Origin of the sequence: Vibrio sp. 10N.247.311.47 (assembly GCF_041467535.1) — a bacterium.
Taxonomy (GTDB): Bacteria; Pseudomonadota; Gammaproteobacteria; order Enterobacterales; family Vibrionaceae; genus Vibrio; species Vibrio crassostreae_C.
Genome location: NZ_JBFSUR010000006.1, coordinates 155,448 through 171,273 on the forward strand (window position 1 = coordinate 155,448; position 15,826 = coordinate 171,273).

A 15,826-nucleotide genomic window follows, 5' to 3' on the forward strand; every position below is an offset into this window, starting at 1 on the left:
ACATAAACTAAGAGCTGGATTCATTTAATCGTGAATTCAGCTCTTTTTATTTACGTGCTTGTTTTCTTCTAACTGACGTTCGCTTGATCTGGTTTCGGGCTTTGCACTCAATCGCCCTAGCATCATAGGGCGTAAATGAGTAAAATCTCGTTAGGTTTAATATTTAGGTAAGTATCATGAGCGATTTTGAAAAAGAACTAGAGCAGATGACTCAAGAGATGGGCGATGAGCCTGAGGTGAAACTGCCATCACTTGAAGAGCAAAAAGCAATTGTTGCTGAGTTCAAGCGACTAGAGGCGGAAGGCAAACTGACTCCTGAAGTGTTAGAGAAGCATTTTGGCCAGTTCAACAAACAGAATGATACGCCAATTCACTAAGTTGATTTAGACAGGTTTCATGTCTGAAAGAAGTGATATTAGCGGTTGGGTTCATAGCCTAACTAACAGATAAAGGTCTAGCGCTTGCTAGACCTTTTTTATTGCCGCTAGCGAAAGACCGAGTGGCTGACTCATGAACTATTCAATGTAAGTGAAACTCGTATCCAACACATAAAAATATCCAGCACATAAAAAAATCCCCCTTACTGAGTAAGAGGGATTCGATATGGGCAAGTTATATCCTAAAAGGCTAAGCGATTAGTCTGTGCCGTATTCTTTGTACAAACGACGACATGCGCGGCCATCGCTGTGGAACAGGTGACAACGGTGCGCTGGAATACCAATCGCCAACTTGTCACCTGATTCGATTTTCAACGTGTCTGGCTGGCGATAGATAACATCAGCATCGGCACTTTCAAGGTTTAGGTAAACCTGAGTTTCGTTACCTAGTTTCTCTACCATCATCACGTCAGCTTCAATCGTCGCGTCACCTGATTCAGCAGACATCAAGTGTTCAGGGCGAATACCCAGAGACATACGATCGCCAGCATTGACAGTCGTACCATCAACAGGGATCCAGAAAGTCATGCCATTAGAAAGTTGTACCAATACGCGTTCTGCTTCAGCTTGTTCAATGTGTACCGACATGAAGTTCATCTTCGGTGAGCCAATAAAGCCAGCAACGAAACGGTTTTGAGGGTAGTGGTAAAGGTCAAGCGGCTTACCGACTTGAGATACATAACCACCATCCAGAACAACGATCTTATCCGCCATTGTCATCGCTTCCACTTGGTCGTGGGTAACGTAGATCATGGTACAACCCAGTTGACGCTGTAGCTTGGTGATTTGCGAACGCATTTGAACACGTAGCGCGGCATCTAGGTTTGATAAAGGCTCATCAAGTAGGAATACGTTTGGTTGAGAAACCAGAGTACGACCAATCGCAACACGTTGACGTTGACCACCAGAAAGCGCTTTAGGTTGGCGCTCAAGAAGGTGACCAAGCTGAAGGATTTCTGCCGCATGTTCAACGCGTTTGTCGATCTCAGCTTTATTTGCGTTTGCTAGCTTAAGACCGAAAGACATGTTGTCGTATAGGTTAAGGTGAGGGTAAAGCGCATAAGACTGGAATACCATACCTACGCCACGCTTTGACGGTTCAACGTCATTCATGCGTTGGTCGCCAATGTACAAATCACCAGACGTAATGTCTTCTAGACCTGCGATACAACGTAATAGCGTCGATTTACCACAACCTGATGGTCCAACGAATACTACGAATTCACCTTCGTTGATGTCTAAGGTTACGTCCTTAGAAATCTGTACATCACCATATGATTTATAAACGTTTTTTAACGTGACACTCGCCATCTAGCTTGTCCTCGATCGATCAAATTTTAAGTTTTACTGCTTATCATTATAAGAAATTTTTGGGTCAGCAGTAACTGTAGGAATTGGTAAGTATTGAGTGAGTAAGAAAAAAGTGGGTGAGACTTGGCTTCTTTAACCAAGCCCACCCGTCATAGCCAAACTGATGCCCATTTCCCCCACATCCAGCTAAACCTCCCCCGTGATTCAATCACAGATTTAGCTCGATGCTAATATAAGACACCAGCGGGCAGTGAAGCCAACTAAATGAATAATGCGTCAACGCATAACACTTGCCGGTAAAGGGTTCTTACTATCCACTCTTGGATGAATGCAGTTTCGGTGAATTGGCGTAAGGGTACATCCTCCTAATGGAAAATTAACTAGGGGGAGTAGGAGGGGAGGAGTAGATAAATGGGGTTATTAATAATTGGCGATCCAGTTCAAATAAATCCACCACGTAACGGTGATGTTGATCACGATGAGTATACGTTTTGTGATTGCAGTCTCTAATCTGACCGGATGGCGATCACGAATTTAAGCCATAATAGCTAGGGCGTAGTGGCTGGGATGATGAGCTAGGGTCTGTTTTCTCAGATCATAACCTCCGAAAACTGGCTCGTCTTGGTAGATGTGCCCTACGTATAAATATAAAAAGGATATTCACATGAAAAACGCTCTAAGCGCTGTAGCTCTAGGTACAATAGTTGCTCTGGGTTCTTTTGGTGCAAATGCTGCTATCGAAGAAGGACAACTAACAATCTGGGTAGGTGGTGACAAAGCTTATGAAGGCATGGCTGAAGTAGGTAAACGCTTCGAAGAAGATACTGGTGTTAAAGTAACCGTCGCTTTCCCTGACAAGCTAGAAGAGAAATTCCCTCAAGTAGCAGCAGCTGGCGATGGCCCAGACATGATCTTCTACGCACATGACCGTTTTGGCGGCTATGCAGAAGCGGGACTTCTTGTTGATATCAAACCTTCTAAAGAAACTAAAGAAGGTATCGTAGACTTCGCATGGGACGCTGTTTCATACGAAGGTAAAACAATCGCATACCCTGTTGCTGTTGAGTCAGTTTCGCTAATTTATAACAAAGCGCTTGTTCCTAACCCACCTAAGTCTTGGGAAGAAATCCCAGCACTTGATGCTGAACTTAAAAAAGACGGCAAGAAAGCGATCATGTGGCCTCTACGTGGCGGCGCTTACTTCACATGGCCTCTACTTGCAGCTGACGGCGGTTACGCATTCAAACAGACTGCAGAAGGTTACGACATTAAAGATGCGGGCGTAGCGACTGATGGTGTTCAGAAGTCTCTAGGTTTCATCGAGAAGATGGTACAAGACAAGGTTATCTCTGCAGACATGGATTACTCAGTTGCTGAGTCTGAATTTGTTGCGGGTAACGTTGCAATGACAATCAACGGCCCTTGGGGTTGGGAAAACATCAAGAAAGCTGGTGTAGATTACGGCGTAACAACACTACCTAAGTTCAACGGTAAAGCGTCTAAACCTTTCGTTGGTGTATGGGCAGGTGGTATCAGCACTGCGTCTCCAAACCGCGACCTAGCTGTTGAGTTCATGGAAAACTACCTACTAACAGATGAAGGTATGAAGAGCCTGAACGACGACAAGCCACTAGGCGCTGTTGCTCTTAACTCTTTCCAACGTCAACTAGACAGCGATACTCGTATTGCAGCAACAATGGACAACGCGATGAACGGTGAAATCATGCCTAACATCCCTCAGTTCACAACATTCTGGTACAGCATGGAAGAAGCGATCGGCAACGTAGTTGACGGCCGTCAATCAGTAGACCAAGCACTAAAAGCTGCTGAAGGTCGTATGGTTAAGTAACACCCAGGCACTACCTTTTAAGGAGAGGGTAACCTCTCCTTACTTTTCTATTTTTTTATCTATATCGCTAGCAGGTTCCTCTATGCAGTCAGTTCAAGGTACAGATGCTATCCCAGCACCATCAAGCCTTCCAGGCAGTAAAAGCGTCTTCATTAAATGGGGGTTGCTTGGTAGCGTTGGCTTAATAAACGGCTACGCTACAATTCTAATGTATTCTCGCGGTGAGCTCGCTTTTGCGCTGCTTACAGTGATCTTAACGGCTTTGGCACTTTACATTTTTGGTAGTAAAAAAACTTACGCCCACCGTTATATTTACCCAGGTATTGCCGGAATGATCTTGTTCATTCTTTTCCCATTGGCATACACCGTAGGGCTTGCGTTTACTAACTACAGCGCGAAAAACCAACTTTCTCTAGAGCGTACTCAAACCGTTCTTTTAGACCGTTCTTTCCAAAGCGGTGAGAGCTACCCATTTACTTTGTACAAGACAGATGACGGTCACCAGATCGTTGTAAAAGATGGCGATCAACTGTTAGCGACTGACGTATTTTCTCTAGACAATATGACAGAAACAGAGATGGACCTATCTGTTATTGAGTCTGCGCAAGGTGAAAAAGAGAAGATCAAAGCGATCATTCAAAACCGAGCAGCAATCAGTGGTGTTGATTTCAATCTACCTGACGGTGGTGACATCCGCATGAGTGGCTTACGTAAGTTTGCTTCTGTTGCTCCGCTTTACACGCTACAAGACGATGAAGAAACGTTAATCAACAATGAAACGGGTGAAGTTCTCAAGCCAAATATGGATGTGGGTTTCTACCAGCCTGTTGATGCAAATGGTGAGTTTACGGGTAATACCATCTCTCCAGGTTTCGTGGTTAGCATTGGTACGCATAACTTTGAGCGTGTATGGAAAGATGACGGCATTAAAGAACCGTTTATCAGCATCTTTATTTGGACGGTTATCTTCTCGGTATGTACCGTAGCGTTCACGCTAGTTATCGGCCTTGTATTGGCTAACATCGTGCAATGGGAAGAGTTGAAAGGTCGTTCTATTTATCGTGTTCTACTGATTCTGCCTTACGCCGTACCCGCGTTTATCTCGATTCTTATCTTTAAGGGTCTATTCAACCAAAGCTTTGGTGAGATCAACATGGTACTCGAGAATATCTTCGGCTTAAGCCCGAACTGGTTCTCAGACCCTATCTTAGCGAAAACCATGGTGTTGATGGTTAACACATGGCTAGGTTTCCCTTACATGATGATTCTATGTATGGGTCTGCTTAAAGCGATTCCTGATGATTTATACGAAGCGTCAGCAATCGATGGTGCGAACTTCCTTGATAACTTCAAGCGCATTACGTTCCCATTGATGATTAAACCGCTTACACCGCTATTGATTGCAGCGTTTGCCTTTAACTTCAACAACTTCGTAATGATTCAACTATTGACGAACGGTGGCCCGAACATGATTGGTACTTCTGAGCCAGCGGGTTACACAGACTTGCTTGTAAGCTACACGTACCGAATTGCATTCGAAGGCGGCGGCGGTCAAGACTTCGGTCTAGCAAGTGCTATCGCAACGCTTATCTTCCTATTGGTTGGTGCACTAGCGTTACTAAACCTTCGTTTCACTAAACTGTCTCAAGATTAAGGAGCACGACAATGGCTATGGTACAAGGTAAAGGCCTTAAATACCGAGTGTGGGCAACGCATGCAGTGTTGTGGTGCTTCTTGGCAATGATTATCTTCCCACTACTGATGATCATCGCGATCTCGTTCCGTGAAGGTAACTTCGCAACCGGTAGTTTGATTCCAGATAACCCATCATTGGAACACTGGAAGTTAGCATTGGGTATGTCAGTAACGAACGCAGATGGCTCGGTAACGTCACCTCCGTTCCCTGTGCTAACTTGGTTATGGAACTCAGTGAAGGTTGCAGGTATCACATCGATTCTGATTGTGACACTGTCTACGACATCGGCTTACGCGTTTGCTCGTATGCGCTTTAAAGGTAAGAACACAATCCTGAAAGCGATGATGATTTTCCAAATGTTCCCAGCAGTATTGGCTCTAGTAGCAATCTACGCGCTGTTTGACAAACTTGGTCAATACATTCCGTTCTTAGGCTTGAACACACACGGTGGTCTAATCTTCTCTTACCTTGGTGGTATTGCACTGCACGTATGGACGATTAAGGGTTACTTTGAGACGATTGATAACTCTCTGGAAGAGGCAGCAGCCCTTGATGGTGCAACGCCTTGGCAAGCATTCAGACTGGTTCTACTACCGCTGTCTGTGCCAATCCTAGCGGTTGTGTTTATCCTATCTTTCATCGCGACAGTGGGTGAGGTGCCAGTAGCGTCTATCCTACTTACAGATGTGAACTCTTACACGCTAGCAGTAGGTATGCAGCAGTACCTATACCCTCAGAACTACCTATGGGGTGACTTTGCGGCAGCGGCTGTACTATCAGCACTTCCGATTACTATCGTGTTCTTACTTGCTCAACGTTGGTTAGTTGGTGGTTTGACGGCAGGTGGTGTAAAAGGATAAGCTGTACTCTATAAGAAAGAAAAAGAGCGACCGTTAGGTCGCTCTATATTGGCATTTTTATTACATCATTTGGTTTGGCCGCCGATCAGTAATAAAAATAACCCTCAGGTTACGCATAGCTGGCTACTAATCAGGTTCCTTACGCTATTAATGATTAGTGGTTTTTGTAACTCTAACCCAGGTATTTACTTGGGTTTTTTTATGCCTGCTACTTTTTGTTTTTTGTGTCAGCGTTACTCGTTAACTATCGCGCTCATATCTACTTTAAAACCCAAAGTTTCGAGTTACTTCTCTCCTAAATACCGACCACTTCATTTTGGTTACTTGTAGAAATGAACTAGTCTCACAAATCAGACACTCAGTATAAGTGGCTGTTGTACTATTGATATGTTGTGAATATTCCAATGCGTGATACTTCAATGATTTGTATGCAACAAAACCTGAAATTGCACTGAAAATGTATGGGTAAGCGAGAGGTAGTTACAGAATATTCAAGTGACATTCATGAGGGTTATGGAGGTGGGTTTATTTATGCTTCTGGTTTTTGGTGGGACTTAGAAGTTAGAACTCTTTACTAGAAGGAGCACAACCTAAGTGTTGCAATAGCACATAGATGCTTTCTTGATCGAGTGCCACGCGACGAAATAGATCGGCAAATGTCGGATCTCCACCGAAACACGTTTGGATATAGTGGTTGATTTCATTGCTGTCGTAGCCTTCGACGTACAAAGTTCTAACCCATTGGTACTCAACAGCCTTTAAATTGTTCAGTGTAGACTCGCTAAGAGTGGGGCGTATGACGCTCAAGAGTGGCTCCAAGAAATTCAAATGCATCTATTATGATTGGCGGTATTTAATCAGAGCAAAATGACGACTTTATTACAGTCAAAATAAATCAGTGAACAAGTGCCGATTCATTTCAACCTTTGGCTGGGTATCACGCTCTTATCGTCTGTATTGGGTGTGCAGCGGATTTGGCTGTGTAGAGCACGAAGGTATCAAATAGATCAATGCCAAGCAGGCGCTTGGCATTGTAATAAGGTTTTGTAGGGGGAGGGCAGCTGGTGGACCTTACTTAAGGTACTTCACGTGAGCTTCCATCTCTTCACCAATCTGTTTTCGCATGTTCATTAGGCGAATAGCCGAATCTCGTAATTCGATGTCTTCTGGCGTCTCTGGTATCCACTCTGGCACTTTAGTCGGATTACCATTCTCATCGACAGCGACCATAATAACGATACAGTGAGTTGTTAGGCGGTTATTGAGCTCTTTAGGGTCGCTTGCTTGCACGTCGATAGCGATATGCATTGAAGATGAACCTGTGTAAATGACCTTTGCACTTACTTCCACAAGGTTGCCTACATGAATTGGGGCAACGAATCGAATTCCGCCTGCATAGGCTGTTATACAGTATTTACCGCTCCAACCTGCGGAACAAGCGTAGGCTGCTAAATCGATCCACTTCATTGCTGCACCACCATGAACTTTACCACCAAAGTTCACATCCCCGGGTTCAGCTAAAAAACGCAGAGTAACGTCTCGTTTACCATCTTGTCGGCTATTGCTACTGCTCATCTATCTTCCTTCATTATTATTTTGCTGCGTAACATGCTTGTTACTTGCTAGTAACAATATACTTAAGATGACATAAGTTAAAGCGGATAATCTCATGGTTAAGACTATTTTTTTCAAACAGATGATCAGTTGATGAATATTGGTGCTTAAAGGCGTATCAGGCGAATGGCAAACATGGATGAAGTGATATCAAGCAAGAGAATAGAAATACTGATTAAGTCACTAGATAGGTCGATTGCAAAAAAAACACCTAGCGTAATGCTAGGTGTTTCTAAGCCGTGTGGTACTCATGTCGGTACTTTTTTGTGTTAGCCAACCAACCGCTGTTGATTTGGTTTAGTTAAAGTGGCTGTATCTCAGATACCACTAAAGTGGTAGTGATTATTGTTTTCTTATCAGCTCACTTTTACTGTTTTAAAAAGTATAGATCCTTCGCGTAGATATTTCCTTTCGGATTATTGTTTGGGAAGCCTTTTAGTGTATTTCGCACTAATCGTGTGTGATTGTAATGATATAAAGGTATAACTACTGAAGAATAGTTGAGTAACGACTCATCGTGCTGATATAAAGTAAAGCGTTTAGACTAACCTTCCGTTTTACTCGCTTGCTGTAAGGGCTCATCATAGTATGGATTACAGTAGCCACTCTCATTTGCTGTGTGAAACGTGAGTTTGAATTTTTACCCTAATGTGAGCGTTGGGTAATGCGTTTAGCTTTGTTGAGGGAGAGGAGCCTCAAGCCTTGGTTTTCTTTTGATTTGAGCAAGGATGACACCGGAAATCACCATCACACCACCAATGATGTGGAACTGGTTAATCTCTTCACCAAGCCATGTCGTGGCTAATACGATCGCAACAACCGGAAGCAAGTTCATGAACATCGCGCTTGAGTCAGCACCAATCGTGTCAATCGCCTTCACCCACATCCAAGGCGCTAAAATTGAAGCGGCAACTGCGGCGTAAGCTATCAATGGGATCGCTTGTTGTGGTGGTAAAAGCTGTTCGCTGGTAAGCCAAAGTGGCGTAAGCATCGCGACAGCAAACAGACCCTGAATGTAAATCACCACCCAGCTACTGATGGGCATTTTCCAGCGTTTCAAGAGCACACAGTAAGACGCATAAACAAAGGCTGCAATTAGCATATAACCATCACCTTGAGTCAATTCTTGATGCATGAAGAACAAAGGGTCGCCTTTACCTAACATCAGAGCTAAGCCTGACAGTGACAACACACCGCCAACAATACTCAAACTAGAAATCGACTTGTGCAACAAAGGAACGCTTAGAAACACGCTGATCAATGGGACTAAAGACGTGATCAAGGCCATGTTGGAAGCGGTTGTGGTTAAGCCTGCGTAGTAACCTAGAGATTGGTTCAATACCATGCCTAAAAATCCGAGGAACGCTAATTTCGATAGGTTTGGCTTAATGACAGCCCACTGCTTCATCACCGGGCGAATACAGAAAGGCGTGAGAATTAACATCGCAAAAAACCAGCGGTAAAAACTCATCGCGCTAGGTTCTATGGTGCTTGCAGCAAGCTTGTTGACGATTGCATTGGCGCCCCAGATACAGACTGTAAAAAATGGTAAGAGATAATGCATGTGAATTCCGTCGCAAATGAGTTGATGCGGCTAGTTTGACAGGTCGTTATACTTACAAGTATCTTTAGAAAGACATCAGGCGCGATAGGAAGACAAGTTTGAAAAAACAGTCCAGAAACCTTCATCCATCCTTATCAATTGATAAGGCACCATCCAACGTATTTATGAATTTTGAAGCGTTTCTTTCGAACACTGAAACCCGAGTTCATAGCCACTCATGGGGACAGGTTCAATTGATCAGTGGCGGTATATTAGAGATGGAAGCGGAAAGCACTCGATTTCTAGCGCCACCACATTTGGCGATTTGGGTACCTGCCGGGGTGATGCATTGCAGTTATAACCGTAAGCCTTTGGACTACTGTTCGCTAAATATCGCCCCAGAACTCACGCAACACCTGCCAGATAAAACCAGCCTTATAAAGATCACGCCGATTGTGTCTTCTATTATCGATGACTTTCGCGAGCGTGGAATCAATGTTGCAGAAAAAGAGCAAGATCAAAGGCTCGTTCAGGTACTGCTTGACCAACTTGCGCAGCGTGAGGTTGAACACCACTTCTTGCCTTCAACCGACAATAAGTATCTAGCGCCTATATTAGCTTCTGTTGAAGAGAACCCAACCGATGAAGTGACGCTGAAAGATTGGGCTGAACGTGTCCACACTACGGAAAGAACCCTTTCTCGCCACTGCCAGACGGAGCTTGGAATGAGCTTTACCGAGTGGCGACTACGAGTGCGCTACCTGTACTCAATGGACTTGTTAAGAAACGGCCAATCGGTTAAAGAGGTCGCCCTTACATTGGGTTATAACCAAGCAAGCCCATTTATCACCATGTTCAAACGTTACGCGAACCAAACGCCAGAACAGTATAAGAACCGTTTGTTGTAGCTAGCTCGTGTTCCCAAAAGAACGGATGTTTTCACTAGTTAGTGAGTCGATAGACCATAAGTAAATAGATACACCATAAGTGAATACGTGCAGTAGGAGATTATGGAATCGCACCCAACAGCCCATATATTTCGCTCTGTTGTTCGGTGATATCCTCATAGTATTGATTCAATAGAGCACTGATGCTGCCGACCTTGAACAGTATGTACGTTTCTCCATCGACCTCGAACCAATTGAACGTTCCATGCTGGTTATACGTGGTCATTGTTTTGTTTATCTTCATGAGATATACATCAGCAGCGCAAGACATGCAGACGTACATAAACCAAAGAAAGAAAAGAAAAACCACAAGCCTAATACTGTTTTTTCTTTTCCTACCTCTTCATTGCTTTGCTGCCAACCAAGTTCACGAACCTGAGCCTTTGTAAGGTTTAAGTCTAGTCTTTCTATGTATCTGTTGAGTTCGTCATTGTGTACTGAGCTAATCATGTTCTATCTCCCCTAATCATTTGATTGGTATTTTAGGGGAGCTCAGTGTTTGGTTAAATTAGATATTTTGTAACAAGCGTTTAGATAAATAGAACATGATGAATAGCAAAAAGCCTCCGTCGTGGAGGCTTTGGTTAAAAGTGGTTTAGTCCATGGCTATCGCTATGTATTTGTTGTCAGATTCCACCTTTATTAATACACGACTTAATACCCAGTCAATTCCATATAGCCAGCTCCGAAATGAGAACCTTTAATCACGATTGGCCCCTCCCAATAGGGAACCGACAGCGGCATTTTGGCATTTGGATTGAGTGCCGAGACGGTCAGTTCTATTTGCTGGCTTGGAATCGAAATTTGCCATTCTGTTGGGTAGTCACGTCCATCGATTTCCGTTTGATTAATAGCGGTTAGGGTTATCTCTTGTTGTGAAATGGCAATGCCAGAACCGTCTTGCTGCATTAATCTTGCGTTAGCATAACTGGCTTCGCCTGTTGTTGAATTTCGTAGTTGGAACATGACCAAGCTGGTTTTATCATTAAGCCTCAGCGCAAACCAATCCCAGCCTTGTTGCGAGTCGAGTAAGAACTGCGAGCTCCACTCTCTGTCTATCCAACCTTTACCAGACACCTGATGCGTGATGCCATCAATGGTTACTTCGCCCGATACATCGATGAATGGTTGGCTGTAGTAATAGGAAGCCACTTTGCCATCGCTACTTTTAGTGCTGTAGCCTTGTTCGCCTTGCTTTTGATAAGGCGCGTTGTTGGTTAACTTAAGCGAGTATCCAAATTGACTCGAGTTAGCGACCAATGTAGCTGGGAACAGGTCATCGGTCGTCGACGTCCATTGCCAATCATCGAGATAGACCCGAAACGGTGAAGTGCTGACACCCGCCAGTTCAGCTTGGTCACGTGACCATTTTTCATCGGCATAGTGTTTGTCTTTAGTGGTGACAGCACTGTGCGCCATGTAGATTGGCTGGCTTTGCCACGTGGTTTCCTTGGTGCTATTGCCACTTTCCTGTGGTGCAGCCGCAAAGCGGAACTGTGTCCATTGCACGCCTAACGCATTGCCTTCTTCATCAATCAAGTTTGCGGTTAAATACCACCATTCATGACGAAAATCAGGGTGTGCTTGATGGTCGGCAGGGAAAGTGATGTCGATACCTTTTACTACCGGAGAAAATTGCGCTTGATCGATTGCCGTTTCATTCTCGGTTTGTGTTTCAGTACCGAGTATCGAACCCATATTTTGAGCTGATGGTTGAGTGGACTCCTCGCATCCTAAAAGAAACAAGACGGCAAGCGTGAGAACAAAAACGCTTATTGCTCGATTCATCACAACACCTCGCTTTGCAAACTGGATACCACGGGTTTACTGACCAAACGCCACAGTGGAATCAAGGTCGCAATCACCGCCACTAAAATGGTGATGGCTGCGATGCTGAGTGCATCACTCCAATTCCACATATAATTTAAACTCCAACCAAAGGCGCGCAGGGTAACGATGTCCGTCAACACATAACCGACCATAGCGCCGAGTGGTAAAGCGATAACCAGAGTGAAGGCGACCAGAACAACGATTTGCCCGACCATCATCGCCATCAATTTTTCTGACTTACACCGAGCGCATACAGCCTTGCAATGGCGGCTTTGCGTGCATCGAGCAACATGAAACAGGCGCAGAACAACCCTATCACCGCCACCATTAAAGTGACGCCATTAAGCGCCCGAGTGATAGCAAAGGTTTGTGAGAAGATATCTAAAGCGATCGATTTGATCTGCGCTTGATCGTAAAGCTGACTAGGGTGCAGATTGAGTTGTTGGCGTAGCTGTTCATATACCACTTGTGGGTCGCCAGAGACCTTGATTCCCAAGCTGGTGGGTAAGTCAGTAAATCCGCTTTCGAGCCATAGATTAGGTGCAAGTAACACTTCGCCATTCGGTGAGCCGTAATCGTGGAAAATCGCCCCGACGATGAGCGCTTTGTCTTGGATCGCGTCGAGCTTGAGTCGGCTTCCAAGCGGCAAGCCGAGCTTCACTGCCGTAGGTTCGCTGATCGCCACGAATTCACCTTGGTAAAAGCGCGTCCAGAAATCATCAAGGTGGGATTGAAATACCATGGTTTGCTCAAGTGTGTCTTTGTCTTTGGTGCCGAGCAAAGTAGGTAAGCCCTGCAAGTTATCATCGACATAATATTGCTTATAAACGGTTTCAACATTTTCAAACTGCTCTAACGCACGTTCCACATTCGCGATTTCACCTTGGGCAGGGCTAACGTAAATATCGGCATGTAAGCGCTGTTCAAGCCATTGCTTTAACGTGGATTCAAAGCTGCCGACTAAGGTATTCATTCCGATATTGGCGGTGACAGCGAGAAGCAACGCCATCATGGCAAGGGAGAGAGGGGAAATAAGTTCACGTAGCTCAGCAAACAGATATTGTATTAACCCCGATTGGGTGCGTTTTTCGCTCCAGTTCGCTAGCACGCTTAGCGTTTTGGGCAGGTACAAAGGAATCGATACCACTAACACACCGAGCCATGCCATGGTGAAGCGATGATGTTCGCTCATCCATAAACCTGCTAACGCGAGAATAGTTAATACTGACCCGATAACAAACAGCTGATTTTCGTTAGACGTTTCCGGCGCTTGATAGAAACCGCCATGGGAAGAGAGGGGTTGTCGCACCCGCTGTTTAAAGTGTTGCCAACAAGCGACAAGCGTTGCGGCCAGCGTGAGTAGCAGTGCCTGCATTAACCATTGCCACTGCCATGTACCGGGAAGCAGTGTTGCACCATAAAGTTGCTCAAGTGTTATCGCGACGGTTGGATGCAGCCAATGGCTGAGTTGGATGCCGAGAATGAAACCAAGCGACGCGCCTAGTGTGACTAAAAGAGTCAGCTCGACTAACAGAGCTGAAAACACGATGCTTGGCGCAATGCCGGCTTGTTGAATTTGCACCAATAGCCGATTACGCTTCAGTAAACTGTACTTCACACCATTGTAAGCGATGAATAGGCCAACCAAAAACGCCAACAGACTCATGGCGGTGAGATTGAGGTGAAAGCTATCGGTAATTGAACCCGGATCCGTACTTTGGTTGTTGGAAATCCATCGTCCTTGCTCGCCAATAAGGCTTTGCCATTTATCCTGAGGATTGCTCTTAGTGTCGCTCTTAGTGTCAAAAATAGCGATGTAGCTCAGTTGCCCTTGCTTGTTAAGCAGTTGCTGAGCGAACCCAATATCCATCAACATTCGGCTACCTAGCTGCCATTCATCTGGTAGCACTACCACTTGAGTGAGCACTTCATCCAAAGTGAGTGTGTCTACTCCTCCCAAGTTCTGGTGTTGCGACTGGCTCATCATCACAATGGGTTCACCCGCTAAGAGTTGCGGCAAAGGTAAGGCATTGTCGAACAGGGAAATGTTTGGTTCTTTGGTTTGAGTGTTGCTTTGTTCGTCGACGCGAGCGTGACGAGATCTTGAAGTGAGGGCGGCGATCAACTCACTGCCTTGAACTGACCAACGTCGACCTTGCTCGTCTCTTACTCGCCCTTCTATAACAGGTAGCGCTGCGCTTAATCCACTTTGTCTTAAGCTGAAGTAGAGCGATTCCGGCAAATAGTTTTGCCCTGCTAGTGGAATGATAAGGTTCTGCGCTTGAGCGCTAAGTTGCTCGGTCGATTCTGCATAACTGCGCTTGGCATTGAGGTTGATGGCTTGCACTGCGACAAACAAGGTGACCGCTAACACAATGCCGATCAGAATCGCTGCGGCTTGCAATGGTGATTGACGATAGTGTGCCGCGAATAGGTTCAGAGTCAGTTTGGTATGGGTGAGCTGGTTCTGAACGAAGCCAGTTTGCTTCATTGGATTACTCACAAAGTTGCTGCTCTTTGGTTTTGGTTCGATCTACGTTCTTTAAACAACCATCATCTAACACCAATTTTGTCTGCATAAAGCTGGCACATTCCGGGCTGTGCGTAACCAAAAGCACGGCAGTGTTGCCTTGTGTAGTGATTTCACTCAGCAGTTTCATAACCTCTAACCCTGCTTTGTGGTCGAGGTTGCCTGTGGGTTCGTCGGCAAGCAATAGTTTGGGTTTATGGGCTAGCGCACGCGCTATTGCGACTCGTTGTTGTTGACCGCCAGAGAGTGCAGATACATGCCTATCGAGCAATTCACTGATGCCTAACGCTTCCACTAAGTAATCGCACCAGTCGCCCCATTTTTGTTGATTTAAATGGAGAGGGAAGGCGATGTTCTGTTTTACGTTGAGTGGGGTTAACAAGTTGAACTGTTGAAAGACAACGCCCAAATTTTGATGGCGGAATCGGCTCCACTGTGGATCTTTCCAATCTAATGAGTTCTCGCCATCGAGCCACAACTCACCACCAGATAGAGGTTCAAACCCCGCAATGATGTTCAGCAGAGTACTTTTCCCGCTACCACTCGCCCCTGTCAAAGCCACGCTTGCCCCTGTTGCCAAAGCGAAGTCGACATTTTCCAACACGCTATGAGTGTCTTTACCATCAACAAAGCTTTTGCTGGCATGTGTGAGTGTGACAATTGGGCTTTCCATTTCCTTTCCTTATAAACAAAACCTACCATCAAAAGGTGTCGTTACTTGTGGCAATTACTGAAGCGACAAGCTCTATAAAACTGTAGACAACAATTTGAAAAAGAAAGCGATTTATATCGAATAATTAATAACTTGTACTGCGAAAAGAGAGAAATAGATCAGTGTGAGGAGGAATACAGGTGTTTGTGGGAGCTTAGAGTCACCTCAGAGGCTTTCGAATTTATCGTCAGACGGTTCGTGACCACGTTTAAGTGCAATAAATCATGGTTTAACGTGTTAAAGGTTTTCTTTATGAAAGTGTGTTGGGGGAGGGGGATAGTGCTGTTTCTCTAACTTGTTAATGCCCCCAAGTTTCTTAGAGTATTAATTCTCTTGTTTTTACCCACTTTAGTTAGCCAAGTTCAACTAATCATTGTTTCATGTTTACTTGGTGGATTCTTATTACTGTCTCTGTGCAGACATTTCGTGTCCTCCCCTCTCCTGAGTTATACGCTTTGGTCTAAATAGGCAAGTATTCGCAATATCATTCAATCTAT

13 protein-coding genes and 2 pseudogenes are annotated in these 15,826 nt (G+C 44.9%); 5 read left to right on the forward strand and 10 right to left on the reverse strand.

Annotation, left to right across the window (positions count from 1 at the left end; genetic code table 11):
• Positions 1-176 precede the first annotated feature (176 nt).
• The gene (locus tag AB6E51_RS06460; RefSeq protein ID WP_010431457.1) at positions 177-377 is read left to right on the forward strand and encodes a hypothetical protein; all 201 of its coding nucleotides are present in this window, start codon (positions 177-179) and stop codon (positions 375-377) included.
• A gap of 258 nt (positions 378-635) precedes the next feature.
• On the opposite strand, the gene malK is transcribed toward AB6E51_RS06460, so the two are convergent.
• Positions 636-1,748: a maltose/maltodextrin ABC transporter ATP-binding protein MalK gene (gene malK, locus AB6E51_RS06465; RefSeq protein WP_017060047.1), complete on the reverse strand. Its 1,113-nt coding sequence runs from the start codon at positions 1,746-1,748 to the stop codon at positions 636-638.
• A 664-nt stretch (positions 1,749-2,412) separates the two neighbouring features.
• On the opposite strand from malK, the gene malE reads away from it, so the two are divergent.
• The 3 genes from malE to malG all read left to right on the forward strand — a co-directional run bounded on the left by malE (position 2,413) and on the right by malG (position 6,153).
• Positions 2,413-3,597 carry a maltose/maltodextrin ABC transporter substrate-binding protein MalE gene (malE, locus tag AB6E51_RS06470; protein WP_017060048.1) on the forward strand — a complete coding sequence of 395 codons (1,185 nt, stop codon included), beginning with the start codon at positions 2,413-2,415 and terminating at the stop codon, positions 3,595-3,597.
• 82 nt (positions 3,598-3,679) lie between these two features.
• Positions 3,680-5,251: a maltose ABC transporter permease MalF gene (gene malF / locus AB6E51_RS06475; RefSeq protein WP_017060049.1), complete on the forward strand. Its 1,572-nt coding sequence runs from the start codon at positions 3,680-3,682 to the stop codon at positions 5,249-5,251.
• Between the two features lie 11 nt (positions 5,252-5,262).
• Positions 5,263-6,153 (forward strand): maltose ABC transporter permease MalG, encoded by an 891-nt coding sequence (gene malG / locus AB6E51_RS06480; protein ID WP_017060050.1) that lies wholly within the window; start codon positions 5,263-5,265, stop codon positions 6,151-6,153.
• A gap of 561 nt (positions 6,154-6,714) precedes the next feature.
• Here the strand turns inward: malG and AB6E51_RS06485 are convergent.
• From AB6E51_RS06485 to AB6E51_RS06500, 4 genes and pseudogenes are all read right to left on the reverse strand, one after another.
• Positions 6,715-6,987 carry a hypothetical protein gene (locus AB6E51_RS06485; RefSeq protein ID WP_019822928.1) on the reverse strand — a complete coding sequence of 91 codons (273 nt, stop codon included), beginning with the start codon at positions 6,985-6,987 and terminating at the stop codon, positions 6,715-6,717.
• Positions 6,988-7,224: 237 nt separating this feature from the next.
• Entirely contained in the window at positions 7,225-7,728 is a 504-nt protein-coding gene (locus AB6E51_RS06490; protein WP_019822926.1) for an acyl-CoA thioesterase, read from the reverse strand.
• Positions 7,729-8,134: 406 nt separating this feature from the next.
• A pseudogene (locus tag AB6E51_RS06495) lies at positions 8,135-8,389 on the reverse strand (peptide ABC transporter substrate-binding protein); the annotation flags it as partial.
• Positions 8,390-8,437: 48 nt separating this feature from the next.
• Positions 8,438-9,331 (reverse strand): DMT family transporter, encoded by an 894-nt coding sequence (locus tag AB6E51_RS06500; RefSeq protein WP_372057808.1) that lies wholly within the window; start codon positions 9,329-9,331, stop codon positions 8,438-8,440.
• 98 nt (positions 9,332-9,429) lie between these two features.
• Between AB6E51_RS06500 and AB6E51_RS06505 the strand changes: the two genes are divergently transcribed.
• Positions 9,430-10,218: a helix-turn-helix domain-containing protein gene (locus AB6E51_RS06505; RefSeq protein WP_032546831.1), complete on the forward strand. Its 789-nt coding sequence runs from the start codon at positions 9,430-9,432 to the stop codon at positions 10,216-10,218.
• A gap of 100 nt (positions 10,219-10,318) precedes the next feature.
• Here the strand turns inward: AB6E51_RS06505 and AB6E51_RS06510 are convergent, their stop codons facing one another.
• The 5 genes and pseudogenes from AB6E51_RS06510 to AB6E51_RS06530 all read right to left on the reverse strand — a co-directional run bounded on the left by AB6E51_RS06510 (position 10,319) and on the right by AB6E51_RS06530 (position 15,290).
• Complete coding sequence (locus AB6E51_RS06510) at positions 10,319-10,501, reverse strand: hypothetical protein (RefSeq protein WP_108111588.1); 183 nt, start codon at positions 10,499-10,501, stop codon at positions 10,319-10,321.
• On the reverse strand, positions 10,498-10,707 hold the full coding sequence (locus AB6E51_RS06515) for a hypothetical protein (protein ID WP_108111587.1): 210 nt from the start codon (positions 10,705-10,707) through the stop codon (positions 10,498-10,500). Before AB6E51_RS06515 ends, AB6E51_RS06510 begins: the two co-directional genes overlap by 4 nt.
• 204 nt (positions 10,708-10,911) lie before the next feature.
• A complete protein-coding gene (locus AB6E51_RS06520) occupies positions 10,912-12,045 on the reverse strand; it encodes a lipocalin-like domain-containing protein (RefSeq protein WP_372057807.1) in 1,134 nt (377 codons plus the stop codon).
• A pseudogene (locus tag AB6E51_RS06525) lies at positions 12,045-14,578 on the reverse strand (ABC transporter permease). The gene AB6E51_RS06520 and the pseudogene AB6E51_RS06525 overlap by 1 nt, the downstream one beginning before the upstream one ends.
• Positions 14,579-14,582: 4 nt before the next feature.
• A complete protein-coding gene (locus tag AB6E51_RS06530) occupies positions 14,583-15,290 on the reverse strand; it encodes an ABC transporter ATP-binding protein (RefSeq protein ID WP_108192246.1) in 708 nt (235 codons plus the stop codon).
• Positions 15,291-15,826: the final 536 nt, after the last annotated feature.